Below are 25778 nucleotides of genomic sequence, written 5' to 3' on the forward strand. Positions count from 1 at the left end.
ACCCCCTTAATCCTTACGGAACATCTTCAGCATGCGCTGGGTGACGGTAAAGCCACCAAAGATGTTGATACTGGCAATCAGCACGGCGATAAATGCCAGTGCGGTCATCAGGGCCGAGCCCTGGCCAACCTGCAGCAGTGCACCTACCACAATAATGCCGGAAATAGCGTTGGTGACTGACATCAATGGCGTATGCAGCGCATGAGTCACGTTCCAAACCACGTAGTAACCCACCACACAGGCGAGCACGAATACAGTAAAGTGCGACAGGAACTCAGCCGGAGCCACCGAGGCTACGGCACCGAAGGCGGCCACACCCAGAGCGCCCAAAATATACTTGAGCTTGGATGGCGCTTTCTCTTCTGCTTTTTTCGGCTCGACTTTGGCAGCCGGTTTCTTAGGCGCCGCGGTCACAGAGATCTGTGGTGGCGGGAAGGTGACTTCACCTGCCTTGACGACCGTCATGTTGCGCATCACCACGTCTTCAAAGTCTATGTTGGCGTTGCCGTCTTTCTCCTTGCACATCAGCTTCATCAGGTTCACCAAGTTGGTGCCGTAAAGCTGGGATGACTGTGCCGGTAAACGCCCTGGCAGATCTGTGTAACCTATGACTTTAACGCCATTGTCGGTCACAAAGAGTTCGCCGCTTTGGGTGTATTCGCAGTTGCCACCGGTAGCGGCCGCCAGGTCCACTATCACAGAGCCAGGCTTCATGGAGTCGACCATCTCTTTGGTGATGAGCTTGGGCGCAGGTTTGCCTGGAATAAGTGCTGTGGTGATGATGATATCCACTTCCTTGGCTTGCTCGGCGAACAGCGCCATTTCAGCCTTGATGAATTCATCAGACATCACTTTGGCATAGCCATCGCTGGAAGAACCGTCTTCCCCGCCGAAGTCCAGCTTGAGGAACTCACCGCCCATGGACTCGATCTGCTCGGCCACTTCCAGACGGGTATCGAAGGCGCGCACTATGGCGCCCAATGAACCGGCGGCACCAATGGCGGCAAGACCGGCAACCCCGGCACCTATCACCAACACCTTGGCCGGTGGGACTTTACCCGCGGCAGTGATTTGGCCGGTAAAGAAGCGGCCAAACTCGTGGGCAGCTTCCACCACGGCGCGATAACCGCCGATATTGGCCATGGAGGAGAGGGCGTCGAGGGACTGGGCACGGGAGATCCGCGGCACCATGTCCATCGCCATCACGTTGATGTTGCGTTGTGACAGCTTTTCCACCAATTCAGGATTCTGGGCCGGCCAGATAAAACTTACCAGGGTGGCACCATCTTTGATTTGGCTGATTTCATCTTCGGTTGGCGCGTTGACCTTAAAGATCAAGTCGGCCTGCCATACATTCGGTACCACACTGGCACCGGCGGCTTCGAAGGCGGCATCACTGAAGCTGGACAGCGCACCCGCGTCTGCTTCCACTGTCACTTCAAAGCCGAGTTTTTTAAGTTGCTCTACCGTTGCCGGGGTCGCAGCGACCCGGGTTTCACCGGCGAGACTCTCTCTCGGTATTCCAATCTGCATGACTATTCCCTGATGGTTGATAAACAAAATTCACCCCGCCAAAACTCCGATGGCAGAGTGAAAGAATGCAAGTCTGTTGACCTGGACTCGGGGACTGGTCTTTCCCTTCCATTGGGGACTTCCTGAAATCTTCTCAGGAACCAAGCCCGCTCATGAATGAAATCCTGGGTGTGGGGTACAGATATTCCCTTCATGGCACCTAGCGTGCTTTTGGCATTGTCGCAAGTCTTTCAATGGAAACAAGCTCATATTCTTCATGTGGTGTGTTTCTCCACTGGTCAGAGCAAATTCTTTGCGCCAGGCCACACTTTTGTAGCTTAATTTTTATACCATGCATATTCCTTATTGATATAAAAAATTAAATATTATTCTTTTTTGCTTTTCGATGGCGGGGCTAAGCTTGCTGACATTACTCTGTCACCGGGCCGTCTCAATGTTACTGAAAGAACTCTCTTCACTGGCTTCGCCACTATCAGCGCCACAAGTGGATAAGCTTAAACAACTCACCGCCGAGCTCAGCCCGCTGCAGCTGGCATGGGTCAGTGGTTATCTGGCCGCCAGCGCTCAGGGGCAGGAGGGCGCTCCCCCCCAAAGCCAGAGCGGGCAAACTCTGACCATACTCTATGGCAGTCAGACGGGCAATGGCCGGGGTATCGCCAAGGCGTTGGCCGCCAAGGCTCAGAGTCTGGGCTATGGCGTTAACCTGGCATCTATGGGCGAATACAATGTCCGTAACCTCAAGCAGGAAACCCTGCTGGTGGCCATAGTGAGTACCCATGGTGAAGGTGAAGCCCCCGATGATGCCATTGAGCTGCACAAGTTTCTCGGCTCCAAACGCGCCCCCAAGCTGGATAAGCTTCAGTATGCGGTTCTCTCTCTGGGGGATTCCTCCTATGAGTTTTTCTGCCAGACAGGCAAAGACTTCGATGCCCGCTTGAGTGCCCTCGGGGCCAAGCCTTTACTGCCGAGAGTGGACTGTGATGTGGACTATCAGTCACAGAGCGACAACTGGCAAACCGAACTCCTCGAGCGGGTTAAGCCTCTGTTGCAGGTGGCCGATGGCGCTGCGACCAATGTAGTGTCTATCAATGCCGCCAATGCAGGTATCAATAGCAATACCGGCCTGGAGTATGACAAGCAAAACCCCTACAGCGCCGAAGTGATAGTCAGCCAGAAACTGACGGGCCGCGATTCACTCAAGGATATCCGTCATCTGGAAATCGATTTGGGCGAGTCGGCCATCAGCTATCAGGCGGGTGATGCGCTGGGGGTCTATTTCCATAACGATGAGGCTCTGGTGGCCGAAATTCTCGAGGCGCTGGCGCTGGAGCCGGATACCCGGGTCCAGCTTGGCGCCGAGTCTTTGGAGCTGCGTGATGCCTTGATTGAGCACAAAGAGCTGACCCAACTCTATCCAGGTCTGGTGCAGTTTTGGGCCGAAACCGTACAGAGCGACGAGCTGCTTACTATTAGCCAAGACAAGGAGCAGACCCGGCGGTTTATTCTCAGCCACCAACTGGTGGACCTGGTGAAACGTTATCCTCTCAATGGCGCCAAGCTGGATTCGGCCCAGGCTTTGTTGGACAAGCTTCGCCCCATTACCCCAAGGCTTTACTCCATCGCCTCGAGTCAGAGCGAAGTGGAGTCCGAAGTGCACCTCACAGTGGCGCTGGTGGAAGAGGAGCGTGACGGCCAACGCCGTTTCGGCGCCGCTTCTCACTTCCTGGCCCGGGCCGAGGAGGGCGCTCAGGTGCGGGTGTATGTGGAACCCAACAAGCACTTCCGCCTGCCCGAAGACCCACAGACGCCAGTGATCATGATAGGGCCGGGAACCGGTGTCGCGCCATTTCGGGCCTTCATGCAGCAAAGAGTGGCCGAGGGCGTGGCCGGCGACAGCTGGCTGTTCTTCGGTAATCCCCATTTCGAGCAGGATTTTCTCTATCAGACCGAGTGGCAACAGTACCTCAAGAGTGGCGCCCTGAGCCGGATCTCGCTGGCCTTCTCCCGGGATCAAGCGGAGAAAGTCTATGTTCAGCACAAGATTAAACAACAGGCCAAAGAGCTATGGCTGTGGCTTGAGCGCGGGGCTCATATCTACCTGTGCGGCGATGCCGAGCGAATGGCCAAAGATGTGCACCAGGCACTGCTGGAAGTGGCCATGGAGCAAGGCGGTTTGACGAGCGAGGCGGCCGAAGTGTTTCTCGATGAACTGCGCAGCGCCAAGCGTTACCAGAAAGATGTCTACTGAGCTGAAGAACCTAGGAATAAAGAGATAAGGCCATGAGTGAGCAGAAATTATCCGCCAACGAGCATATCAAGACCGACAGTGACTATCTGCGCGGCACCATACGTGAGGGCCTGGGCACGGAAGTGACAGGCGCCTTCAGCGACGACGATCAACAGTTGATCAAGTTTCACGGTTTCTATCAGCAGGACGACAGGGATCTGCGCAACGAACGTAAGGAGCAAAAGCTCGAGCCGCTGTACAGTTTTATGCTGCGGGCCCGGGTGCCGGGTGGTGTCTGTACTCCAGAGCAGTGGTTGGGCGTGGACAAGATAGCCTCGGAGCTGACCAGCTCCAACAGCATACGTTTGACGACCCGGCAGACATTCCAGTACCACGGTATCCCCAAGCGCAACCTGAAAACCATTATTCAGGGGCTGGACCGGGAAGCGCTGGACTCAATTGCCGCCTGTGGTGATGTGAACCGCAACGTCATGTGTAACCCCAACCCGGTAGAGTCCAAGCTGCATCAGCAGGCTTATTTCTGGGCCAAGAAACTGTCGGATCATCTGTTGCCGCACACCCGTGCCTATGCCGAAATTTGGCTCGATGAGGAGAAGCTGCTCAGCACAGAGGACGAGCAACCGGCCAAGGTCGAGCCTGTGTACGGCAAGACCTACCTGCCGCGTAAGTTTAAGATGGCGGTAGCTGTGCCACCGGACAACGACGTGGATGTTTACACCAATGACCTGGGTTTTATTGCCGTGGCGCAAGAGGGTGAGCTGGTGGGCTTCAATCTGGTGGCCGGTGGCGGTATGGGTTCGACCCATGGCGAAGTGGAAACCTTCCCGCGGCTGGCCGATGACTTTGGTTTTATCAAGGCCGAGGACACCATTAAGTTTGCCGAGGCCGTGATGACGGTGCAGCGCGATTGGGGTAACCGCAGCAATCGTAAACGCTCCCGTCTCAAATACACCATAGTGGATCACGGCTTTGAGGCCTTTAAGGCCGAGGTTGAGAAGCGCGCCGGGGTTAAGTTCGCCCCCAAGCGTGAGGTGGTCATAGGGGATCGCGGCGACAGATACGGTTGGGTTAAAGGCATAGACAACCACTGGCATCTGACCCTGTTTATCGAAGGTGGCCGGGTGAAGGATACCCAGGGTAAGTTGTTGCAGACCGGGCTTCGGGAAATCGCCAAGATACATAAGGGCGATTTTCGGATGACTTCCAACCAGAACATCATCATCGCCAAAGTGGCGGATGAGGATAAGGCTGAAATCGAAGCACTGGCACGTAAGCATGGCCTGATGGGGCAGGTGATCACCGCAACCCGTGGCCATTCTATCGCCTGTGTGGCGCTGCCGACTTGCGCCCTGGCCATGGCCGAAGCCGAGCGTTATTTCCCCGAGTTTATCGACCATGTGGATGCGCTGCAGGCCAAGCACGCCATAAGAGAACAGGCGATAGTAGTGCGCATGACGGGCTGCCCCAATGGCTGTGCCCGCCCCTTTGCCGCCGAAATCGGTTTTGTGGGCAAGGCCCCTGGGCGCTACAACATGTATCTGGGCGCCAGCTTCGAAGGCACCCGATTGAACAAGATGTACCGTGAAAATATTCAGGAAGCCGAAATCCTCAGCGAGCTGGATAACCTGTTTGGTCGCTATGCCGCCGAGCGCAAAACCGGCGAGAGCTTCGGTGATTTCACGGTGCGCGCCGGAATAGTGAAACCTGTATTGGACGCAGCGAGGGACTTTCATGGCTGATACCACAAGTTTATTGCACAGCGCCGAGGCGCTGCTGGCCTTGCTGGATGCACCGGCCGCTGAGCAGCAAAGCGCCCTGGCTGCCATCAATGGCTATCTTGGCGGATTGAGTGCCGAGGCGCGGATCCAATGGGCCCTGGCCTATCTGCCAGGGAGCCATGCCTTGTCGTCCAGCTTTGGCATTCAGGCGGCAGTGATGCTGCATCTGGTGAACTCGGTGCAGCAAGACACGCAAGTGATCTTGACCGACACCGGCTACCTGTTTCCCGAGACCTACCGTTTTATCGATCAACTGACAGAGCGGCTCGGACTCAATCTCAAAGTCTATCGGGCCGAGACGAGTGCTGCCTGGCAGGAGGCCAGATTCGGTAAGCTTTGGCAGCAGGGGCTTGAGGGGCTGGAGCAATACAACCGCATCAACAAGGTGGAACCGATGCAGCGGGCACTGGCTGAGCTGGAAGTTGGCACCTGGTTTGCCGGTTTGCGCCGTTCCCAGGCATCGACCCGGGAAGGGTTGCCGATTTTGGCCATCCACGGCAAGCGCTATAAGATGCTGCCGATTATCGAGTGGAGCAACAAGCAGGTGCATGAGTATCTCAAGCGCTATGACTTGCCCTATCATCCCCTCTGGGAACAGGGTTATGTCTCTGTGGGTGATACCCATTCGAGCAAGCCCCTGGAACTGGGGATGACGGAAGAAGAGACACGTTTCAACGGGCTAAAACGCGAATGTGGATTGCACTACGAGATCTGATTTGTGGCCGCTGTCATCAGCGGCTTTTTTCTGCCTGTGGACAAGTTGCCCGGCTTGTCATCTTGTGGTCATCTTGGGGCATTAGCCTTGGCAATTCCGATTGTTAGTGCCTCTGGATAATCGGAGCTCATACTTTAGTACATATTTGTTCACAGGGTTATGCACAGGATGTTTTTCTGGTTTATAATCCAAAGTTCCCGCTGGGGAAAGTGTGATATGCCATTCTGTATCGGGTGTTTTTATGAAACATCGGCTTAGCGGCAGGCAGTGAGGTCGGCAATACACATCAAGACGGCTCGCCCTTATGGCATCGGTTGCCCAGGTTTTTCAGCAGTCGGTCGCGAGTGACCCCGAGCTTTGATTGGCTTGCTGGCGCAGCTTCAAAGCACTCTCCGTGTCCCGGATAGCCCGATCACCCTTTCATGGGGCTATCCGGGAATTGTTTCTTCCTTGCTTCAATCCTCTTTGACTCAATCTCCCGCAGGCTTTTATCCCTGCTGGGCTTGTTACTGCTGATCTTTTTCTGATTGATGGTCCTCTACTTGAGTGCTCTCTGCTTGAGTGTCTTTTGTCTGAGTGTCCTCCGCCTGAGTGTTCTTGGATTGCCCTTCTGCAGAATGCTGCAGGCTTTGCTCCGGAGAGATGAGAGACAGCAATCCCTGCCATTGCAAGGGTTCATCTGTTGGCAGTTGCAGATCCGGCTCTGTGCCGATGCCGGAAAGCAACTGGCCATAGCCGTCATAGCCAAGCGAGGCGCTGATACTCAGTTGCAGGCCACTGGCTGGCAGGGTGAAATGATGCAAACGCCCCAGATCGCCACGGGTCGGCTCGCCGACCAACAGCGCCCTGCGCCAACGTTTGGCTGCATAGGCAATCCATTCACACTCCTGGCGGCAATCCGGGCCAATAAGCAGTACCAGGCGTCCCGAGTCAGGCACAGGCGCAGCAGCCAGCTTGGGGATAGGGCGGGCATACCAGTTACTCAGGCTGGGCAGGGGCTGGTTGTCCAGCGCGGCCCGCACCGGCGGAAACGGCGCGAATTGGGCGAGCGGCTCAAAGTGCAGTGGCCGCAGAAAGTCGCGCCGTAGCTGCGGTGAGCGGCGGTAGCGGCCATAGCCCAGAGGTTGGCTGCTGAGCCCATTGTGATAGTTGCCGAGAAATTGCAGCAGGCTGTCGCTGAAGCCTCGGGCGTGGCGCAGATCCAGTACCAGGGTGTGATTGCTCATCGCGCGCAGCAGATCTTGTTGCAGCTGAGGATCTGTCTCTATTGCGTTGAGATCCGTCAGGCTAAACAGGGCTGTGTCAGGCGCCAATTGTTGCCAGCTGGCCAGAATGGACAAAGGGGCACTGCGAAACTGCAGCGGTACTTTCACCTCTATGTTTTGCGGCTGGAGATCGGCGCCATAGAGAGTCAGCAGCACCTCTTCTTTGACCCTGAGTCCCATCTCCCGCCTTAGCAGATCCAGCTGTTGCAGCCAGGGCATCTGCATCTGCACGCTATTTTGCTGCTCCGGTGGCAGGAAGCGATTGGCAATCTTCTGCCAATGGCTGATGGGTAGGCCGTCGATATGGCTGATAAAAGGCGTGTCACTTTGAAGGGGCTCGTCTCTGTCATTGAGGGCCAGCCACTTGTCTTCCATGGGCCTGAGCCTGAGGGGCAAGACGCCGGAAGGCAACGCCGCTTGGCTGAGTCGAATGCCCGGGTCTTTCAACTCTCCCAGCAGCTTGTTGACTTCGGCGGTAAAACGATTGATGGCAATGCTGTCTCGGTATTCCTGTTTCAGCCGTTGCAGCCGTTTCTCGAGCCGGGATTCAATGTCCGGATCCAGCACCATAAAGGCTGAGTGCTGCTGCAATTGTTTGAGCAACACAGTCAGATCGGCCTTCATCTGCCTTTGGCTAAGCTGCTCTTTTTTCGGTGGCTCCGGTAGCAGGAATCGTCCCAACTGCAGACTGGAAATCAGCAGCAGGAGAATAAAACAGCTAACCACTTCACGGAATCCCGGCTTCATATCACTCCCTGATATCAGCCTCTGAACCAAGAGATGGCGCAGAGGCAGTCATCGAGTTTGTTCTTGGCGGCTCAAAGAATATCGTTGATGGCGACACCTATGCCTATACGCTGGTTATGGGCGTTATAGTCGATAAGGCTTTCGCCGTAGCCATTGAAGTATTGTGCATACAGACGCAGGTTACCCAAGATGGGGTAACTCCAGGTAAATTCCACTGCGCCGCGGTTGGGGCTTTGCAGATTGTTACGCAACATCAGGCTGAATCTGTGGTCGTCTATGCCGTAGACACCTGTCAGCTCGAAGTGGCCGAGGTAATCACTGATATCCGGGTTGTCGTCGCCACGGGGATCGCCCTCATATTCTTTTTCACTTTCCGGGATCCGCCACCACACCTTGGCCGCCAGCGCTATAGGGCCCTTGTCGAACACCATGGTGCCGTAAATGCGGTTCCAACTGCGGGACAGATCGCCTGACTTGCCATTGGATTGATGCACGGCGCCAAAGCCCCAGAAGGAGTTGGTGAAGCCGGCTATTTTCCAGTCGTTGTTGAACAGCATAAAGAGTTCGGGTTCGTGGTTGGTTTCCCGAAACGGCGAGGAGATATCCTTGTTGTATACCTGCCACCAGGATTGGTTGGTATAGGCGAAAAACAGGTGACCATTGTCGCCAAACACGTTGTACATCAGCGGGAATTTAAAGCTTATCTGAAACTTGGCTTCATATTCGTCCAGGGTATAACCCTCTTCAGCCGCTTCCGCCGCAAAGGGGGTCATATTGGGTGACGGGTTATAGGTGACCGGCAGTATATAGTTGACCTTGTGTGGAGTGATCACAAAGGGCCGCTCTGAGGTTTCCAATTCCTCTTTTACCCTCTGATCGACCAGTGAAGGCTTGCTGTCTTCGGCGGCATAGAGTTGGCTGGTCGGCAGTATTGCCAGGGCCAAGGTCAGGCCGCTGAGGCTGGAACGGATTTTGGTATACATATTCTTCCCTGTTGTCTCTGAGGCTTGATGGAGTGCCCGGCAGTTGCTTTGGCTTGAGAGTGTAACATCCCGGCTTTACTGTGCACATTCCCATCCCAAGCCGTTGTCACCGAGATAAAACTATAATTTTTTGCCATAAGTTAGTGCCAAAAGCGGCAGTAGACAATAGGAAATTTCAGCAATCCACTTCCACTTTGATTTTGTAATCTATTGAAAATAAAAAGTAATGTTTTTTATTAACAGATTTCTCAGTCTCCGGGCGCTTTCTTGTTACCGCGATTCCTTTCTATATATCTAAAAGTAATAACAACTAATGATTCTCTATTTATAGTGGAATATAAGTAGCCGCTATATTGCTTACATCAGCAAGATGGGGAATAGCGCATGGAATTACTGACACTGCCCGGCAAGCGGGCCAAGGGCAAAGTTTATCTGCTTGGAGCCGGTCCCGGCGATCCTGAGCTATTGACCGTCAAGGCCTGGCACCTGCTGCAGCGCGCCGATGTGGTGCTGTTCGATGCCTTGGTCAGTCCCGAGATCCTGGCGCTGATCCCCGAAGGTGCCGAGCGCATCGCCGTGGGCAAACGGGCCGGTGAGCACAGTGCTTCTCAGAGTGAAATCAACCGTTTGTTGCTGACCAAGGCTTTTACCCGCCAAACCGTGGTCAGGCTCAAAGGGGGCGATCCCTTTATCTTCGGTCGCGGCGGCGAGGAGTTGCAGACTCTGGCACAGGCCGGCGTCGCCTTTGAAGTGGTGCCGGGCATCACGGCCGCCAGCGGTACTGCCGCCTATGCGGGTATTCCCTTGACCCACAGGGATTTTGCCCAAGGGGTCAGCTTTATTACCGGTCATTGCCAGCTGCAAAACCGCCCCATGGATTGGCAAGGCTACGCCAACCCGGCCAACACCCTGGTGGTGTACATGGGGATCCTCAATGCCGGGCTCATTCAGCAACAACTGATTGCCCATGGTCGCAGCCCGCAGACGCCGGTGGCCATTGTATCCAAGGCCACGACCAGACAGCAGCAGCGTGTTATCGGCACTCTGGAGCAGTTGCAAACCCTGGCTCAGGACTCGCGGGTAGTGATGCCGGCGCTGATGATCATAGGCGAAGTCGTCGCTCTGGCAGACAGCCTCAGCTGGTTTGAACCCGAGGCGGCGAATAATGACCAGCAACTACAACATGATGCTGCTACAGCACTTTGAATCAATTGGAGAAATAAGATGTCAGGGCCAGTGTTGAGTCACCTTGAACAGTTGGAAGCCGAGAGCATCCAGATCTTTCGCGAAGTTGCCGCCGAATTCGACAACCCGGTGATGTTGTACTCCATCGGCAAGGATTCTTCCGTGCTGTTGCATCTGGCGCGCAAGGCCTTTTATCCGGGCAAGATCCCATTCCCCTTGCTGCATGTGGATACCGACTGGAAGTTTCGCGAGATGATACGTTTTCGTGATCAGGCGGCCGAGAAGTACGGCTTCGAGCTTCTGGTGCACAAGAATCCGCAAGGCCTGGCGATGGGCATGAATCCCTTTACCTTCGGCTCGGCCAAGCACACAGACGTGATGAAGACCGAAGGCCTGAAACAGGCCCTGGATAAATACGGTTTCGATGCCGCCTTTGGCGGTGCCCGCCGCGACGAGGAGAAGTCCCGCGCCAAGGAGCGTGTCTATTCCTTTCGCGATCGCCATCACCGCTGGGATCCCAAGAACCAGCGCCCCGAGCTGTGGCATACCTATAACGGCCAGGTCAACAAGGGGGAGAGCATCAGGGTCTTCCCGCTCTCCAACTGGACCGAGTTGGATATCTGGCAATACATCTATCAGGAAAACATCGACATAGTGCCGCTCTATTTTGCCGAGCAGCGCCCGGTGGTGGAGCGCGATGGCAGCCTGATCATGGTCGATGACGAGCGGATGCCGCTCAATGAAGGCGAAGTGCCCGAGTATCGCCGGGTGCGTTTTCGCACTCTGGGGTGTTATCCCCTGACCGGCGCCATAGAGTCCAGTGCCGCGACACTGGCAGAGATTATCGAAGAGATGTTGCTGTCCCGCTCCAGTGAGCGTCAGGGACGGGTCATCGACAGGGATTCGTCCGGGTCGATGGAAAAGAAAAAGCGTGAGGGGTATTTCTAATGTCGGTTGCACAACAAGTCAATGAGCTGGGTATAGAGCAATATCTTGAAAATCAGCAGCATAAATCGCTTTTGAAGTTTCTGACCTGTGGTTCCGTGGATGACGGCAAGTCAACACTGATAGGTCGTTTGCTGCACGACAGCGCCCAGATCTATGAAGATCAACTGGCGGCACTGCACAAGGATTCCAAGAGCCATGGCACCACGGGCGAAGCCGTGGATCTGGCTTTGCTGGTGGATGGCCTGCAGGCCGAGCGCGAGCAGGGGATCACCATAGATGTGGCCTATCGTTACTTCTCTACCGAGAAGCGCAAGTTCATCATTGCCGACACTCCCGGGCATGAGCAGTACACCCGCAATATGGCGACCGGCGCTTCCAACTGCGATCTGGCGATTATCCTGATCGACGGTCGCTACGGGGTGCAGACCCAGACCCGCAGACACAGCTTTATCTGCTCACTCTTGGGGATCAAGCAGTTCATCGTGGCCGTCAACAAGATGGATCTGCTGGATTTCAGTGAGGAGCGTTTCGAGGCGATCAAGGCCGACTATCTGGCGTTTGCCGGCCAGTTACAGCTGGAAGAACTCCGCTTTGTACCGCTGTCGGCACTCGATGGCGACAACCTGGTGAACCGCTCGGCGCGTACCCCTTGGTATCAGGGCGAAACCCTGCTTGCCATGCTGGAGAGTGCGCCTGTGACCGGCTTTAACCACGCCTTCGATGCCCGCTTCCCGGTGCAGTATGTCAGCCGTCCCAACCTGGATTTCCGCGGTTTTGCCGGTACTTTGGCTTCCGGCAGTCTGCAAGTTGGTCAGAGGGTCAAGGTGCTGCCTTCGGGGAAAGAGTCGACTATCGCCTCGATTGTCACCTTCGATGGTGAGCTCAAGCAGGGCTATGCCGGCCAGGCACTGACCCTGACCCTGAGTGATGAGATTGATATCAGCCGCGGCGATGTGATAGTGCCGGCGGCGAGCCCTGTGGGCGTTTCCAACCGGCTGCAGGCCAAGGTGGTGTGGATGCACGAGCAGCCGCTGACACCCGGCAAGCAGTACAACATCAAGCTGGGAACCAAAAAGGTGCCCGCCAGTGTCAGCCGCATACTGCACAGCATAGATGTGAATACCCTGGCACAGGACAGTGTTGCCGAGCTGAGCCTCAACACCATAGCCCTGGTTGAACTTGAGCTGAGCGAGGCCGTGGTGTTCGATGCCTATAATGACAATCGCGACACCGGCGGTTTTATCTTTATCGATCGCATCAGCAATGTCACTGTCGGTGCCGGTATGGTGCAGCAGGCGCTTGGGAAAACTGAAAAAACGACCCATTTCAGTGAGTTTGAATTGGAACTCAATGCCTTGATCCGTAAGCATTTTCCCCATTGGCAGGCGCTGGATATCCGCGCTCAGGGAGACTGAATTGTCTGAAACCTGGATCCTGGGGTTAATACTGCTCGCGCTGGTGGCCGGACTCGTCAGTGGTCTGGCATCACCGGCCATGCTGTTTACCATAGCGGCGCTGCTCAGTTACCTCTTGGGTATGCTGGAACTGGAGTCGCTGCTGGGCAGTTTTACCAACGCCAGTCTGGTGACTCTGGTGCTCCTGGTGCTGGCAACCACGGCACTGGAGAAGACGCCCTTGCTCGGTAGGCTCAGCCAGGTCATAGGCTCAGGCTCCTTGGGGCTGACCATGGCCAAGTTGGGGTTTTCCACTGCGTTGCTGTCGTCTTTTACCAACAATACCGCCGTTGTGGCCTCGCTGATTGGCGTGGTGCGTCGCAATCAGCAGCACGCACCGGCCAAGTTATTGCTGCCCTTATCCTACGCGGCGATTTTGGGCGGCACCCTGACCCTGATTGGCACCTCGACCAACCTGATAGTGAACTCCTTTGTTGAAAACGCCGGGCTGAAACCCCTGGGCTTTTTTGAGTTTTCCTTGATTGGCCTGGCCGTGGTGGTGGCCGGTATTGCGCTTTTGGTATTACTGTCACACCTGTTGCCCGATGGCGATGAGCAACACGGCGATGAAAGTCTGCCCTATCTGTTGGAAGCCAAAGTGCTGCCCGGCTCAACCTTGGTGGGCCGCAGCGTGCAGGACAACAGACTCAGAGCCCTGAAAAAGCTCTATCTGGCGGAGCTCGAGCGCAGCGGCATTCGCATCTGCCCTGTGCCGCCGCAACTCGTGTTGGCCGCGGGGGATGTGCTGCGCTTCAGCGGCGCGGTGGAGTCGGTGGAGTTGCTGCATCAATTCGATGGTTTGGAGTGGTTCGGCAAGCAGCAGGCCAGGGGCCAGAATTTGGTGGAAGCCGTGCTGGCGCCGTCTTCGGCTTTGGTGGGCTCTTCGCTCAAGGCCTCGCGATTTCGGGAGCAGTTTGATGCCGCCGTAATGGCGATTCGCCGTGGCCATCATCCACTCAAGGGCGGCTTGGGCGACATAGTGCTGCAAGCCGGAGATGTGTTGCTGTTGACCCCGGGTGATGGCTTTGGCCGTAATCCGCGTCTCAGTACCGACTTTGCCGCCGTCAGCGGCCTGGACTTGAGTGTCAGGCTGGACAGTCGCCGCAGTCAGTGGGTGCTGGCGGGCTTTGTGCTCACCATAGCTGCCAGTCTGCTGGGCTGGCTGCCGCTGGCCAAGGGGCTGGTGCTCTTGCTGCTCAGTTATCTGGCGATAGGTGCGGTGACCCTGGGCGAGCTCAAACGGCGGTTCCCGCTGGAGCTGGTGTTGATTGTCGGCAGCGCCCTGAGTCTGGCCAATCTGATGTTGGATACCGGCTTGGCCAAAGGGATGGCCGATACTCTGCTCGGCGCCTTTTCCGGCTTTGGGGTCTTTGGCGCCTTTGTCGGGGTTTATTTGTTGACCTTGCTGTTGACCGAACTCATAACCAATAACGCGGCGGCGGCCTTGGCTTTTCCCGTGGCCTATGCGATTGCGACCAGCTTCGGGGTCGACAGTCGGCCCTTTATTCTGGCAGTGGTGTTTGGTGCCAGCGCCAGCTTTATTTCGCCCTATGGTTACCAAACCAATCTGATGGTGTTCAATGCCGGTAATTACCGCTTTATTGATTTTGTGCGCTTGGGGCTGCCGCTGTCGCTGCTTTACTCGGCGATAGTTTTGTTTCTGGTGCCCATGCTGTTCCCCTTTGATGCGGGTCTTTAAGGAGTGACGATGAAGAATTCTACCCAGCCCAATGCCGATATCGTTTGGCATCAGCATGCCGTCGATCAGGCGGCCAGGGCAGCCCAGAAGGGCCAACAACCTGTGCTGCTCTGGTTCACCGGGCTGTCCGGCGCCGGCAAGTCGACCCTGGCAGGCGCCCTGGAGCGGGCACTGTTCGAGGCGGGGTTTCATACCTATCTGCTCGATGGCGACAATGTGCGTCATGGTCTTTGCAAAGATCTCGGCTTCAGCGCCGCCGATAGGGATGAAAACCTGCGACGAGTGGGCGAAGTGGCGCACCTGATGGTGGATGCCGGTTTGCTGGTACTGTCGGCCTTTATCTCGCCGACCCGGGCCGAGCGCGATGCCATTCGCTGCCGGTTTGCCGCGGGGCGTTTTATCGAAGTGCATGTTTCCACGCCGCTGGCTGTGTGTGAGGCCCGCGATCCCAAGGGCTTGTATCAGAAGGCGCGTAAGGGGGAGATCCGTGACTTTACCGGGATTTCGGCGCCCTACGAAGAGCCGCTGGCTGCCGAGTTGACCATAGATACCAGCAAGGGCGATCTCAATACCCAGGTGCAGGCATTGTTGGATTACCTCTCTGCCTTGGAAGTGATCCCGTCGACGCGATTACAGGCCAGCGCCTGAGGCTTAGTAGATGCCTAACTGATGCTGAAGTCTTTGGTAAACAAGGTCTTCAGCGCATTGATATAGGCTTCGTCTTCCCTTGGACGCACCAGGAGTGCCAGTTCATCGCCCACTGGGGTAAAGCGGTAGTAGCTGAACAGCAGGTGGCCTGATTTGGGGGTCAGCTTCAGGTGTTGCTGTTGGATCTGCAGTTGCAGCGGGCTCTTGCTGTCCAATATGCCGGTCTCGAACTCGCCCCTGTGCAGTATGCCGCCATCCACCAGGGTGAGTATGCTTGAGTAGGGCATGCCGAATTGCGACAACCCCAGGTTGACCGCGCTGTGTTTACGAAAATACTGGCCTATGCCGCCGCTGACTCTGTAACCACTGATAAGCTTGAGTCGGCTCTCATTGTTGACCTTGACCGCCATTCCCAGCGCTTTTTCCAGTATGTGTGCCTCTCTCAAGGTCAGCTGTTTCAGGGTTGCCAGGGTACGCAGGCTGAAATTGCCTGGATTGATGATTTCACTTGAGAGTATCCGAGCCCATAGATCTTGCATCTTGCGATTGTGGATCTGCTCGGCCATTTGGAAGAATTGATGTACCCAGTCGGGATCCAGCTCCACCCCGGTCACATCGGACGGGGTATAGCTCAGTGCCATGGCGTAGATGTTTTCCAGGTTGCGTTGGTACTGGGCTTGTTGTTTGTCGATGCGAAAGGCCGCCCGTTCGGCGACGCTGGCATTGGCGGGTTTATAGTCCTGCTCAGAGGCGAGTCCCAGCAGGCGCCCGAGGCGCAGTGCCTTCTTGCGGGCCGATGCCTGACCGGGTTCTTCTATTTCTCTGGGGAGTTTTTCCTCTGCCATCTTGATTATCTTCTCGCGAAAACTGTGCTTCTTTATGCATAATTTTCAGTTAGTTGTCCAGTAATTCAGCCGGCTTCCTGCTGCTGGGTTTCTGCAACGAGGGCCTTGTGCCAACTGAGTTCGCGTCCGGGGGCCGGGTCCTTGGGCACCAGGCGTGCCAGCAACAGCGAACAGGCGGCGAGTCCGGCACCGATATAAAACACTGCCGCAGGTGAACTGAGCCAGAGCACTCCGAGCAATACCGGGATCACCACGGCCGCGATATGATTGATGGTAAAGCTGACCGACATGGTGGCGGCAATGTCTTTGGGATCGGCAATTTTTTGGAAATAGGTCTTGATGGCAATCGCCATGGCAAACAGCAGGTGATCTATCACATAGAGCGCCGCTGCCATGTGGCCGTCCTCCACCAGGGCATAACTGATAAACAGCAACACCAGGCCGATATATTCCAGGGTCAGGGCGTGCCTTTCTCCTATGCGGCCGATAAAGCGGCCTATGGCCGGGGCAAACAGCAGGTTGACTACATAGTTGATCAGAAACAGAGCCGTGATCTCACTGACGCTGTAACCGAACTTCTCCACCATCATAAAGCCGGCGAACACCATGAAGATTTGCCGTCTGGCTCCCGAGAAAAAGGTCAGCAGGTAATAGAGCCAGTAGCGTTTTCTGAGGATGATTTTCTTGTGCTGAACTTCGCCGGTATCGAACCTGGGGAAATAGCAGTAGAGAGTGATCACCATCAAAAGCCCCAAGGCGCCTATGAGGCTGTACATCCAGACATAGTCCAGCTTGAATACTGTCATCACCAACCAGATGCTGCCGTAGCCGCCCAGGGCGGCCGCGGCGCGCCATGACATGGCCTTTCCCATAAAACCGGCTGTCTGGGACTTGTCGACCCATTGCAGGGTCAGGGATTGATTGATGGTTTCAAAGTAGTGAAAACCGACCGACATTAAAATGGTCGTCAGGTAGAGCCCCAATACCTGGGGAAAGAAACCGGTAATGCCCACTCCGATACACAGCAGCGCCAGCGACAACAGGGCGAAGGCCTGTTCTTTGATCAACAGCAGCACAAAAATGGCGCTAAAGGCCAGAAACCCGGGAACCTCCCTGAGGCTTTGCAGCATGCCTATTTCGGCGCCGGTAAATTGTGCTCTTTCAATAACAAAGTTGTTCAGCAGGGCCTGCCAGACGGCAAATACCAAGGACATGACAAAGGTCATCCACAGTAGCAAGGCCTGGGGATTGCGGGTTGGTTGCTGCATCTTGTTTCGAATATGGCTGGGGAGTATCAGCTTATGCTAATGCCTGAACCTGGCGATAACCAGAAAACTTTGTTGAAAAATATTATCCGCCTGTAAAGCCACTGTAGCGCCAGAGTTCCACTGCCATAGAGGCTTCTTGAGGGGCGGTTACTCAAAGGGTCCCACAGCGGTTATTTTTTGTGAACTACCCGGTATTTCCGCGGCTTGGACAGCGTTTCGCCCTTTGGCCGTGATCTGTTTCATGTAAATAAGCTAATGGATCACCTAAGATGACACCAGTACTAAGAGATTGAACTACTAGGGGTTAAGGTGAGCAAGACTCTTCTGCTGTATTCCAGCGTGCATGGTCAGACCCGCAAGATCTGTGACGTTATGGCAAAGCAACTTGGCGCTCTGGGGCAGCAAGTGACCATGGCGGCGATTGATGATGCGCCGGATCTGGCCGATTTTGATCGGGTTGCCATTGGAGCCAGTATTCGTCACGGCAAACACAATCCCGCGGTGTTCGACTATATCCGCCAACATCAGCAGCAGTTGGAAAGCAAGGCCAATGGTTTCTTTTCCGTGAGTCTGGTGGCGCGCAAGCCGGAAAAAAATACCCCTGAAACCAACCCTTACATGCAGGCGTTTCTTGCCAAGACTGAATGGAAGCCCAAGCAACTGGCTGTGTTCGGCGGTAATCTGGACTACCAGGGCTACGGGGCCATGGACAGAAATATCATACGTTTCATCATGTGGATCACCAAGGGGCCGACCGATCCCAATACCTGCATCGAATACACAGATTGGGGCAAGGTGCAGGAATTTGCCGAGCAATTGGCGGCGCAAACTCTGATCTCCAGGGCGGGTTAAAGCGAGGCTGAAATGGCTCTGTTGCAACGTCTTTGGCGCTTTTATAGTGCCCATCAACACTTGTTGTTAATCCTCTTGTGCCTGTTTCTGGTGCTGGGCAGTGGCAGTCTGATGATGATCCGCAGCATCAGGGCCGGCGCCGGCTTCTGGGATCTGAGCCATGTTTATCTCGGGCTCCTGTGCGTACCTTTGTCGCTGACATTTCTTGTGAGCAACTGCACCTCGGGCCGCTGGCGCCAGTATTTCAGCCTGTTTATCGGTGATTGGCGTCAGATGGGCGCCGATATCGGTGGCTTGTTTAAAGGCAAGTTACCGGTCGCCGGAGGCAAGGGGCTGTTCAGCCTGATAGAAGGGCTGGGGATGTTGCTGCTGCTCGGTGTGACCCTGACCGGCCTGCTCTGGTATTTGACCCAAGGCTCCAGTGATGCGCTGTTCTGGCGAGGCTGGCACAAACATCTGGCCCACGGTTTTATTGGCTTTTTGATAGTGCACGTCATCTGTGCACTCAGTCATCTGCTTGACTTCTTTCGTCAGTAGGGCGCTGAAAGTAAAAAGCTTTGACAATAAAAATGCCGCAGTTAAGCGCAACGTAGTTCACTTAAGCGGAGCTGCCTTGTGATTAACAGGATATCGGGTCTTTGATATTTTTACCGCCCTAGGCCGATTTGGCTTAGGGCGTTTGTCTATAAAAAGGATGGACAAGTCTCCTCGCAGACTGTTTAGACGCTTCGGCGTATTACCTGGTGACACCGCTTTGCTCATGACTTTGAGCTGACTTGCGATGAACTGACAAGCGTACTTAAAGCTGATTTCATTGGGCATTCGACCATGCTCTACTGCCGCCTGACTCGCTTCTCGTCTCACCAAGTTATAACCAAGCAGCAGCCCCCATAACTCTTGATAGACAAGTTCGACAGTCTTACTCCTCAGCACTAACGCATTGTGTTGCATCGAACTTTTTATGTCTCGATACCCTAATTCAATTTCCCATCGCTCGTGGTAAAGCGCCGCGACTGATTCCGCATCGTACTGCTCTCTGGGAAGAGACGTAAATACGGTTTTTTGCTTACCTTGTACCTGATAAGTCACGGCTCTCACTTGCCATGTTTCAGGTAGGTTAGGATTTTTCTTGCGTGCTTGTGGAGAGACTTTCATTTCGACTCGCATGTCGTCACTCTCTTCATCGTCCAGAAGGGTGTATTTCACCCCCTTCTTCGCCGGTAACAACCAATGTCTGTTAGCACCACTATTTTGGAGAGAAAGGAGTAAGTCTGCTCCATAAAACCCCTTATCCAATAAGGTCACGGAGTTATCCGGTAAGGCGTCAATAAAGGGCATAGCAAGAGGAATTTCGCCTCGACGATAAGGGCTTATAGCGGCATCGACAATGACATGAGAGCGAACATTCATCATGGTCACCACCCTTAATACTGGATGAGGCGTCTGTCTGTCACTGGATGTATTCCCTGACCCAAAATGGTCTCTTAGCTCCGGTGTGTCAGCGGTTCGAAAAAGCGCGCCATCCACAGCAAAGACTTGCAAACCTTGCCAAGTATCCTCAGGGTAACGCTCTAACCCCCACCTGTGGCTGCATTGCCTAAATAACCATTCTGGGGCTGCTTTGCCAAGGCGTTGCCTTGCTTGCGTTAAAGCACTTTTTGCTAACAGCTCCTCATCGGCTAACCCCTCGGCACAGACATTCATTCGCCGTGCGACTTCGGCAATCGGTTCGTTGCGGAAAAACGCCATTCCAACAATAAGCCAAAGAACCATATCACTCGGTAAGCGACGTCGACGAATCGTCGCTTTATCGGAAAGTGTTACCGCTTTAGCAATCCACTCGTCAGGAATATGCTCGGAGAAGGTGGTTAGCTGAGCGACATCAACAGGACTCTCTTCAAGAAAGTCGGCAAAGCAGTTTTGAATAGACATAAAAAATCGGAAACCTACAAACAGGTTTCCGATTGTCTCTCATCAGGAGGATCGGTCAACCGATCCTTATCTGATCTACGTTGCGCAGTTAAGCGGCATTTTTATCAGACTTATTTGCGCAGTTCACGCCTGAGTATCTTGCCGACCGTGCTCTTGGGAAGTTGGGCGACAAACTCTATCACCTTGGGCACCTTGTAGGCCGCGAGCTCCGCTCGGCAGTGTGCCTCTATGGCTGCTTGAGCTTTGGCGGCATCGACCTCAGGTTTGAGCACTATTACCGCCTTGACGGCTTCACCGCTGCGCTCATCTTCAACACCGATAACCGCGCATTCAAGTACCAACTCACAGCGGGCCAGCACGTTTTCGACTTCGTTGGGGTAAACATTGAAGCCGGAAACGATAATCAGATCTTTCTTGCGATCCACTATGCTGTGATAGCCATCTTCACTCTCAATGGCGATATCTCCTGTCTTGAAGAAGCCATCCTCTGTCATCACAGCCGCAGTCTCATCGGGCTTTTGCCAGTAACCACTCATCACCTGAGGGCCGCGCACCGCCAGTTCACCGGCTTGACCCGGTGGCAGGGGCTGGTCATTGCCATCGAGGATCTGCACTTGGGTCTCAATAACCGGTTTGCCTATGCTGCCCAGACGTTCCAGTCCTGGCGCGTTGAGGGAGATAACCGGCGAGGTTTCACTCAGGCCATAGCCTTCAGATATGGTGCAGCCTGTGGTTTGTTGCCAGAGTTTGGCTGCCGCTTCGGTGAGGGCGGTACCGCCGGAAATAGTGATCTTCAGATGGGAAAAGTCCAGTTCACGGAAGGCTTGCTGGTGGCACAGACCGACAAAAAGGGTGTTAAGCCCGGCAAATCCGGTAAAGGGATATTTGGCCAAGGTCTTGATCAACGAGGCTATGTCCCTCGGGTTGGGAATCAGTACTGTCAGAGCGCCGCGCTCGAAGTAAAGCACCAGATTCACCAAAAAGGCGTAAATATGGTAGATGGGTAGCGGGGCGACGAAGATCTCTTCTCCCTGTACCAGGTTGGCGCCGATACGGGATTCACATTGCAGGGCGTTGGCAATCAGGTTTCTGTGGCTGAGCATGGCCCCCTTGGAAAGGCCTGTGGTACCGCCCGTGTATTGCAGCGCCACCAAATCGTCCAGAGTCAGCTTTACTTCGTTGAATTCCAGCTGACGTCCCAGCTCAAGGACCTTGGTGAATTCGATATTTTTCAGGCCGGTTCTGGGCTGAATTTGCGGCTCGATAAGATCCAGCGGGTGGGTGGAAATCACGGTTTCAATCGGGGTGCTGGCAACGACTTTGGCCAGAATGGGCAAGAGATCTGACAGTACCACCAGCGCCTTGGCGCCGGAATCCTTGAACTGATGGATCAATTCCCGCTCGGTATACAGGGGGTTGGTATTCACCAGCACCAGGCCTGCGCGAATCGCGCCATAGGCGGCAATAACGAACTGGCTGATATTGGGTAGCTGGATGGCGATGCGATCGCCGACTTGCAACTGGGTGTTGTGTTGCAGGAAAGCGGCAAAGGCGCGTGAGTCCCTCTCCAGTTCCCGGAAGCTGATGGCCTTGCCGAGGCAGGCAAAGGCGCTCTTGTCGCCGTAACGCTCACAACTACTGACTATCATATCTGCAAGAGAGTCATAGCGGGAAAAATCCAACTGAGTCTGGCTATCGTATACCTGATTCTGTATCACTCTTGTCATCACCTTTTCCTTTGGGATTTGTTATTGTTATTTGGTTTTGAACGCTTATTTAGCCCTGATATTAACTCTGGCCCTTGTCTCCCCCGAGACTTTCTGCGCTGTGCTGAATGCTGCGCCAAAAAGTTTTGCAACGATCTGGATTCAGGTTAGAGGCAAAGCGCAGCCAAGGCAATGGTGGCGAATGAAAAATCCTGTTCAATAAATAGGTTAATCGACTGTAATTAAGGATAAAAACATGCAGCAACTGCGGATAAAGATTATTTCCGGTAGCCTGAGAAAAGGCTCGTTCAACACCCGTCTGGCCCATTATGCCGCCGCCGTGGCCGCCGAGCTGGGGCTGGAGTCTGAGGTGCTGACACTGAATGCGTTTCCCATGCCCCTGCTCAATCAGGATGATGAGGCAGAATTTGGCGCCCCCGAAGCTGCCGTGGCACTCAAGGGAAAGCTGTTGCAGAGCGATTGTCTGGTGCTGGTGTGCCCCGAGTACAATGGCTCCATAACTGCGGCCTTGAAAAATGCCATCGATTGGCTGTCCCGCCCGGCAACTCAACCCGCGGGCAATGTATTTGCCGGTAAATGGGTGGCCCTGATGGCGGCAAGCCCGGGAGCACTCGGGGGGCTCAGAGGCTTGACCCCGGTCCGCGAGCTGATGTTCAACCTGGGGGCGCTGGTATTGCCCGAGCAGTTGGCGCTTGCCAAGGCTCACGAAGCCTTTACCGAAGATGGTTCTCTGCTGGGAGATTACCAGCAGAGCAAGGTGAAAAGCATACTGCAGGGGCTGATTGCCCAGCAGAGTAAAGGATAAAAAAGCGGGCGGCGAAGCAGGGTGAAACACTTCGCCGCCCTGAGGCAACTCAAGGGGCAAAAAATACCGACTTCTGGCTGACGCTATTATCTGGTGCATCGGCCTCAGTCACTTTAAACAGCAGATTGCTGCGGTTGTTGTCGATTTGCGCGACAGGCACAGTCAGGGTCAGCGGCAATTCATACTGCTCGCCGGCGGCGATGTTAACGCTATTGGTCGACAACTTATAGGGCAGGGCGCCGCTGATCTCTATCTGGTAGTGCTTATCCTGCTGGGTCTTATTGCGTATTTTCAGCAGATAGCTGTTTTCTATGCCGTCATCCAGGGTTTCCCGGTACAGGCTCTGGCGGTCGCGGATCACATTGAGCGTGATGGGATCCCGCGAGTAGATATCCAGCCCCATGGTGCAGAGTATCGCCAACAAGGCGGCGCCATAGCCAATAAAGCGTTTGCGCTGCCATAGTGGCGGAGTTTGCCCGGTCAGTGACTCTTCACTGGTATAGGAGATGAGCCCAGGGCGATAACCAAACTTGCTCATGGTCTGATCGCAGGCATCGACGCAGGCTCCACAGTTGATGCACTCATATTGCAGGCCGTTACGAATATCTATCCCGGTGGGACACACCTCGACGCAGAGATTACAGTCGACACAGTCGCCAAGCTCTGTGGCTTGCTTGCGCTTTCTTGGGCCACGGCTTTCACCTCGCTGGGCATCATAGGTCACTGTCTTGGTGAAGGAATCGAACATGGCTGATTGGAATCTGGCGTAGGGGCAGCAGTGCAGGCACATCTGCTCACGCATCCAACCGGCATTGAGATAGGTACACAGGGCAAAAAAGTACACCCAGGCGCTATCCCAAAAACCGGCGGAGAAGGTAAAAATCTCCGGATACAGCTGCTTGGCCGGTACAAAGTAGGCGATAAAGCCACAGCCGGTGATCAGAGACATTAACATCCACAGCAGATGTTTGCCGCCGCGCTTGCCGGCCTTACTGACCGTCATGGGCGAGGCATCCAGCTTGATCCTCTGGTTACGGCTGCCTTCCAGCTTCTCTTCTACCCAGGCAAAGCCGAACGTCCAGGCGGTTTGCGGGCAGAGATAACCACACCAGACCCGGCCCCAAAACAGGGTCACAAAAAACAGTGCAAAGGCGGCGGCGATAAAGAACCAAGCCAACAGGGTAAAATCCTGGGGCCAGAGGCTGCTGCCAAAAAAGTAAAACTGTTGATTGGCCAGATCGAACCAAATGGCCTGTCGTCCCTGCCAGTCGATAAAGGGCAGTAACAGAAACAGGGCTATCAACAGGGCGTTGAGGCCGCTGCGCCAACGTTGAAAATAACCGCGTTGGCTACGAAAGTGGATTTTGCCGCCTTTGTGGCTGCTTTTCTTGTCTTGGGGGGAGGGGATAAAAGTGACCGGAATCGCTTCCGATGACTGTCTTGCCTGTTGAACCATGCTACTTCCTGAATGACGACTGACACACGGCTAGGCAATGGCAAGAGGCGTGCCAGTTCCAATACAGGATTAACTTGTTGATTTATATCTAATGTTTGTTTGGGTACAGGGGGATTAACTCACGACATAGCGTGAGTTGGCGATATATCGTGACTTTTGTGGTTTTTGGTTTTCAGCCTCGGCTTCAACTGCCCTGGCGGCGGATCCCCAGCTTTTGCATCCGGGATCTCAAGGTGCTGGGGGGCAACCCAAGACTGCTGGCCGCGCCCCTTGGACCGGATATTCGCCATTGGCAGGCGTCCAGTGTCGCCTTGATATGGGCCGCTTCCACTTCGGCCAGGGTCTGACCCACGGCTGGCAGCGGCGTATCACTGGGCAAGGGAGCGAGATGCAGTATTGGCTCACGGGCAAGAATGGCTTCCCGTTCCAGCAGGTTTTGCAATTCACGCACATTCCCCGGCCATTGATACTGCATCATCCGCCGCAGACTATCGCCATCAACACCCGCCAGTGGTTTACCCAGTTTCAATGATAGGCTCTTGAGCAGCTGTTGCACCAGCTCAGGGATATCTTCCCGCCGCTGTCTCAGTGCCGGGACCTTGAGCGGAAAGACATTGAGTCGGTAGAAGAGATCCATCCGGAACAGCCCTTGCTCCACCCGCTGCTGCAGATCGTGATGAGTGGCGGCGATCAGTCGAATATCCACCTTGATACTGTCGCTGCCGCCGACGCGTTCAAACTCCTGCTCCTGAATGACCCGCAGCAGCTTGGACTGGGCCTCGAGGCTGAGTTCGGCCACTTCATCGAGGAACAGGGTGCCTCTATGGGCCAGTTCGAAGCGTCCCTTGCGCCGCTGACTGGCACCGGTAAAGGCGCCTTTCTCATGGCCGAATAGTTCGCTCTCCAAGAGTCCGGCAGAGAAGGCGGCGCAGTTGACCGAGATCATCGGCTTGTCTTTGCGGCTGCTGAGCCGGTGCAACTGGCGGGCGACCAGCTCCTTGCCTGTGCCATTTTCCCCCTGGATCAACACGGTACTGTCGGTATTAGCCACCAGGCGCAACTGTTTGAGCAGGGTTTGGATCATCGGGCTGTTACCGGCAATCTCCTGGGTGCCCGTCTTGTCTTCCAGCTCGGCCTGCAGCCAGGAGTTTTCCGAGGCCAGCTGTTCCGACAGCGCCTGCACCTGTTCCAGCGCCTGACGCAGCGACAACTCGGTTTGCTTTTGCAGACTAATGTCGCGAAATATCGCTACTACACCCTTGAGCTTACCGTCCTGCCACACAGGGGTAGAACTATAGTGTACGGGAAAGCAGCTGCCGTCCTTGCGCCAGAAGACCTCTGTGGTGATTTCTCTGGCTTTACCATCTTTAAGCGTCTGATAGATTGGGCAATCTTCGTGGGGGTAGACACTGCCATCGGCGTGGCTGTGATGGTGAAAGTCGTGGATCTTGCGCCCCAATAGCTCGGCGGCGCTCCAGCCGGTCATCTTCTCGGCGGCCGGGTTGATAAAGACGGCATTACCTTTAAGATCAAAACCATAAATGCCTTCACTGACGGCATTGAGCAAGAGGCGGTTTTCGGGCAAAAAGCTGTTTGAGTCAGACAAGGGCGGCTCCTTCGGCACTGATGACTGCGCCAGTATAGAGCCGCTTACAGGGCTTGTCAGTACAGATGCACGATATATCGTGCC

Annotated in this window: 20 protein-coding genes; 11 read left to right on the top strand and 9 right to left on the bottom strand. The window is 54.9% G+C overall.

All coding sequences use genetic code 11. The features are described 5' to 3' along the window. Positions 1 to 6: 6 nt before the first annotated feature. On the bottom strand, positions 7 to 1533 hold the full coding sequence (gene pntA, locus ACSHSR_RS04320; RefSeq protein ID WP_208142532.1) for a Re/Si-specific NAD(P)(+) transhydrogenase subunit alpha: 1527 nt from the start codon (positions 1531 to 1533) through the stop codon (positions 7 to 9). Between the two features lie 433 nt (positions 1534 to 1966). Here pntA and ACSHSR_RS04325 point away from each other — a divergent pair, with 433 nt between their 5' ends. Genes ACSHSR_RS04325 through ACSHSR_RS04335 form a run of 3 tightly spaced genes read left to right on the top strand, consistent with a single transcriptional unit; the run spans position 1967 to position 6274 of the window. Then, entirely contained in the window at positions 1967 to 3781 is a 1815-nt protein-coding gene (locus ACSHSR_RS04325; protein ID WP_096142374.1) for an assimilatory sulfite reductase (NADPH) flavoprotein subunit, read from the top strand. A gap of 32 nt (positions 3782 to 3813) precedes the next feature. Further along, positions 3814 to 5520: an assimilatory sulfite reductase (NADPH) hemoprotein subunit gene (gene cysI, locus ACSHSR_RS04330; protein WP_044733776.1), complete on the top strand. Its 1707-nt coding sequence runs from the start codon at positions 3814 to 3816 to the stop codon at positions 5518 to 5520. After that, complete coding sequence (locus ACSHSR_RS04335; RefSeq protein WP_044733777.1) at positions 5513 to 6274, top strand: phosphoadenylyl-sulfate reductase; 762 nt, start codon at positions 5513 to 5515, stop codon at positions 6272 to 6274. Before cysI ends, ACSHSR_RS04335 begins: the two co-directional genes overlap by 8 nt. Before the next feature lie 506 nt (positions 6275 to 6780). Here the strand turns inward: ACSHSR_RS04335 and ACSHSR_RS04340 are convergent. Together ACSHSR_RS04340 and ACSHSR_RS04345 are read right to left on the bottom strand one after the other, a co-directional pair. Next, positions 6781 to 8286 carry a S41 family peptidase gene (locus ACSHSR_RS04340; RefSeq protein WP_208184423.1) on the bottom strand — a complete coding sequence of 502 codons (1506 nt, stop codon included), beginning with the start codon at positions 8284 to 8286 and terminating at the stop codon, positions 6781 to 6783. A gap of 71 nt (positions 8287 to 8357) precedes the next feature. Then, positions 8358 to 9269, bottom strand: a complete 912-nt coding sequence (locus ACSHSR_RS04345; RefSeq protein ID WP_037474669.1) for a phospholipase A — start codon at positions 9267 to 9269, stop codon at positions 8358 to 8360. A gap of 384 nt (positions 9270 to 9653) precedes the next feature. Between ACSHSR_RS04345 and cobA the strand changes: the two genes are divergently transcribed. From cobA to cysC, 5 genes are read left to right on the top strand one after another with little or no spacing between them, the layout of a single operon-like run. Continuing rightward, complete coding sequence (gene cobA / locus ACSHSR_RS04350; RefSeq protein WP_028780230.1) at positions 9654 to 10475, top strand: uroporphyrinogen-III C-methyltransferase; 822 nt, start codon at positions 9654 to 9656, stop codon at positions 10473 to 10475. 18 nt (positions 10476 to 10493) lie between these two features. After that, the gene (gene cysD / locus ACSHSR_RS04355; protein ID WP_028780229.1) at positions 10494 to 11402 is read left to right on the top strand and encodes a sulfate adenylyltransferase subunit CysD; all 909 of its coding nucleotides are present in this window, start codon (positions 10494 to 10496) and stop codon (positions 11400 to 11402) included. Continuing rightward, positions 11402 to 12817 (top strand): sulfate adenylyltransferase subunit CysN, encoded by a 1416-nt coding sequence (gene cysN, locus ACSHSR_RS04360; protein ID WP_208184424.1) that lies wholly within the window; start codon positions 11402 to 11404, stop codon positions 12815 to 12817. The genes cysD and cysN overlap by 1 nt, the downstream gene beginning before the upstream one ends. Position 12818: 1 nt before the next feature. Further along, a complete protein-coding gene (locus tag ACSHSR_RS04365) occupies positions 12819 to 14555 on the top strand; it encodes an SLC13 family permease (RefSeq protein ID WP_025009978.1) in 1737 nt (578 codons plus the stop codon). A 9-nt stretch (positions 14556 to 14564) separates the two neighbouring features. Further along, positions 14565 to 15203, top strand: a complete 639-nt coding sequence (gene cysC, locus ACSHSR_RS04370) for an adenylyl-sulfate kinase (RefSeq protein WP_025009979.1) — start codon at positions 14565 to 14567, stop codon at positions 15201 to 15203. Positions 15204 to 15217: 14 nt separating this feature from the next. On the opposite strand, the gene ACSHSR_RS04375 is transcribed toward cysC, so the two are convergent. Together ACSHSR_RS04375 and ACSHSR_RS04380 are read right to left on the bottom strand one after the other, a co-directional pair. After that, positions 15218 to 16048 carry a TIGR03899 family protein gene (locus tag ACSHSR_RS04375; RefSeq protein WP_144132700.1) on the bottom strand — a complete coding sequence of 277 codons (831 nt, stop codon included), beginning with the start codon at positions 16046 to 16048 and terminating at the stop codon, positions 15218 to 15220. A gap of 65 nt (positions 16049 to 16113) precedes the next feature. Then, positions 16114 to 17316 (bottom strand): MFS transporter, encoded by a 1203-nt coding sequence (locus ACSHSR_RS04380; RefSeq protein WP_071238591.1) that lies wholly within the window; start codon positions 17314 to 17316, stop codon positions 16114 to 16116. Positions 17317 to 17625: 309 nt separating this feature from the next. Between ACSHSR_RS04380 and hemG the strand changes: the two genes are divergently transcribed. Both hemG and ACSHSR_RS04390 read left to right on the top strand, forming a co-directional pair. After that, complete coding sequence (hemG, locus tag ACSHSR_RS04385) at positions 17626 to 18168, top strand: menaquinone-dependent protoporphyrinogen IX dehydrogenase (protein ID WP_025009982.1); 543 nt, start codon at positions 17626 to 17628, stop codon at positions 18166 to 18168. A 12-nt stretch (positions 18169 to 18180) separates the two neighbouring features. Next, positions 18181 to 18705: a cytochrome b/b6 domain-containing protein gene (locus ACSHSR_RS04390; protein ID WP_479631294.1), complete on the top strand. Its 525-nt coding sequence runs from the start codon at positions 18181 to 18183 to the stop codon at positions 18703 to 18705. Positions 18706 to 18762: 57 nt separating this feature from the next. On the opposite strand, the gene ACSHSR_RS04395 is transcribed toward ACSHSR_RS04390, so the two are convergent. Both ACSHSR_RS04395 and ACSHSR_RS04400 read right to left on the bottom strand, forming a co-directional pair. Continuing rightward, positions 18763 to 20100, bottom strand: a complete 1338-nt coding sequence (locus ACSHSR_RS04395) for an IS4 family transposase (protein WP_186264650.1) — start codon at positions 20098 to 20100, stop codon at positions 18763 to 18765. A 110-nt stretch (positions 20101 to 20210) separates the two neighbouring features. Then, positions 20211 to 21827, bottom strand: a complete 1617-nt coding sequence (locus ACSHSR_RS04400) for an AMP-binding protein (protein WP_107110016.1) — start codon at positions 21825 to 21827, stop codon at positions 20211 to 20213. Between the two features lie 235 nt (positions 21828 to 22062). Between ACSHSR_RS04400 and ACSHSR_RS04405 the strand changes: the two genes are divergently transcribed. After that, positions 22063 to 22632: an NADPH-dependent FMN reductase gene (locus tag ACSHSR_RS04405; RefSeq protein ID WP_044733786.1), complete on the top strand. Its 570-nt coding sequence runs from the start codon at positions 22063 to 22065 to the stop codon at positions 22630 to 22632. A gap of 49 nt (positions 22633 to 22681) precedes the next feature. Here ACSHSR_RS04405 and ccoG read toward each other — a convergent pair whose 3' ends face one another. Together ccoG and ACSHSR_RS04415 are read right to left on the bottom strand one after the other, a co-directional pair. Next, entirely contained in the window at positions 22682 to 24088 is a 1407-nt protein-coding gene (ccoG, locus tag ACSHSR_RS04410; protein ID WP_144221378.1) for a cytochrome c oxidase accessory protein CcoG, read from the bottom strand. A 184-nt stretch (positions 24089 to 24272) separates the two neighbouring features. Then, a complete protein-coding gene (locus ACSHSR_RS04415; protein WP_181317261.1) occupies positions 24273 to 25727 on the bottom strand; it encodes a sigma-54 interaction domain-containing protein in 1455 nt (484 codons plus the stop codon). Positions 25728 to 25778: the final 51 nt, after the last annotated feature.

The sequence above is a fragment of the Shewanella sp. VK101 genome, assembly GCF_056497865.1.

What these genes read in the sequence shown, in the direction of transcription:
- pntA (WP_208142532.1), bottom strand. Translation starts at nt 1,533, where the DNA reads ATGCAGATTGGAATACCGAGAGAGAGTCTCGCCGGTGAAACCCGGGTC.
- ACSHSR_RS04325 (WP_096142374.1), top strand. Translation starts at nt 1,967, where the DNA reads ATGTTACTGAAAGAACTCTCTTCACTGGCTTCGCCACTATCAGCGCCA.
- cysI (WP_044733776.1), top strand. Translation starts at nt 3,814, where the DNA reads ATGAGTGAGCAGAAATTATCCGCCAACGAGCATATCAAGACCGACAGT.
- ACSHSR_RS04335 (WP_044733777.1), top strand. Translation starts at nt 5,513, where the DNA reads ATGGCTGATACCACAAGTTTATTGCACAGCGCCGAGGCGCTGCTGGCC.
- ACSHSR_RS04340 (WP_208184423.1), bottom strand. Translation starts at nt 8,286, where the DNA reads ATGAAGCCGGGATTCCGTGAAGTGGTTAGCTGTTTTATTCTCCTGCTG.
- ACSHSR_RS04345 (WP_037474669.1), bottom strand. Translation starts at nt 9,269, where the DNA reads ATGTATACCAAAATCCGTTCCAGCCTCAGCGGCCTGACCTTGGCCCTG.
- cobA (WP_028780230.1), top strand. Translation starts at nt 9,654, where the DNA reads ATGGAATTACTGACACTGCCCGGCAAGCGGGCCAAGGGCAAAGTTTAT.
- cysD (WP_028780229.1), top strand. Translation starts at nt 10,494, where the DNA reads ATGTCAGGGCCAGTGTTGAGTCACCTTGAACAGTTGGAAGCCGAGAGC.
- cysN (WP_208184424.1), top strand. Translation starts at nt 11,402, where the DNA reads ATGTCGGTTGCACAACAAGTCAATGAGCTGGGTATAGAGCAATATCTT.
- cysC (WP_025009979.1), top strand. Translation starts at nt 14,565, where the DNA reads ATGAAGAATTCTACCCAGCCCAATGCCGATATCGTTTGGCATCAGCAT.
- ACSHSR_RS04375 (WP_144132700.1), bottom strand. Translation starts at nt 16,048, where the DNA reads ATGGCAGAGGAAAAACTCCCCAGAGAAATAGAAGAACCCGGTCAGGCA.
- ACSHSR_RS04380 (WP_071238591.1), bottom strand. Translation starts at nt 17,316, where the DNA reads ATGCAGCAACCAACCCGCAATCCCCAGGCCTTGCTACTGTGGATGACC.
- ACSHSR_RS04390 (WP_479631294.1), top strand. Translation starts at nt 18,181, where the DNA reads ATGGCTCTGTTGCAACGTCTTTGGCGCTTTTATAGTGCCCATCAACAC.
- ACSHSR_RS04395 (WP_186264650.1), bottom strand. Translation starts at nt 20,100, where the DNA reads ATGTCTATTCAAAACTGCTTTGCCGACTTTCTTGAAGAGAGTCCTGTT.
- ACSHSR_RS04400 (WP_107110016.1), bottom strand. Translation starts at nt 21,827, where the DNA reads ATGACAAGAGTGATACAGAATCAGGTATACGATAGCCAGACTCAGTTG.
- ACSHSR_RS04405 (WP_044733786.1), top strand. Translation starts at nt 22,063, where the DNA reads ATGCAGCAACTGCGGATAAAGATTATTTCCGGTAGCCTGAGAAAAGGC.
- ccoG (WP_144221378.1), bottom strand. Translation starts at nt 24,088, where the DNA reads ATGGTTCAACAGGCAAGACAGTCATCGGAAGCGATTCCGGTCACTTTT.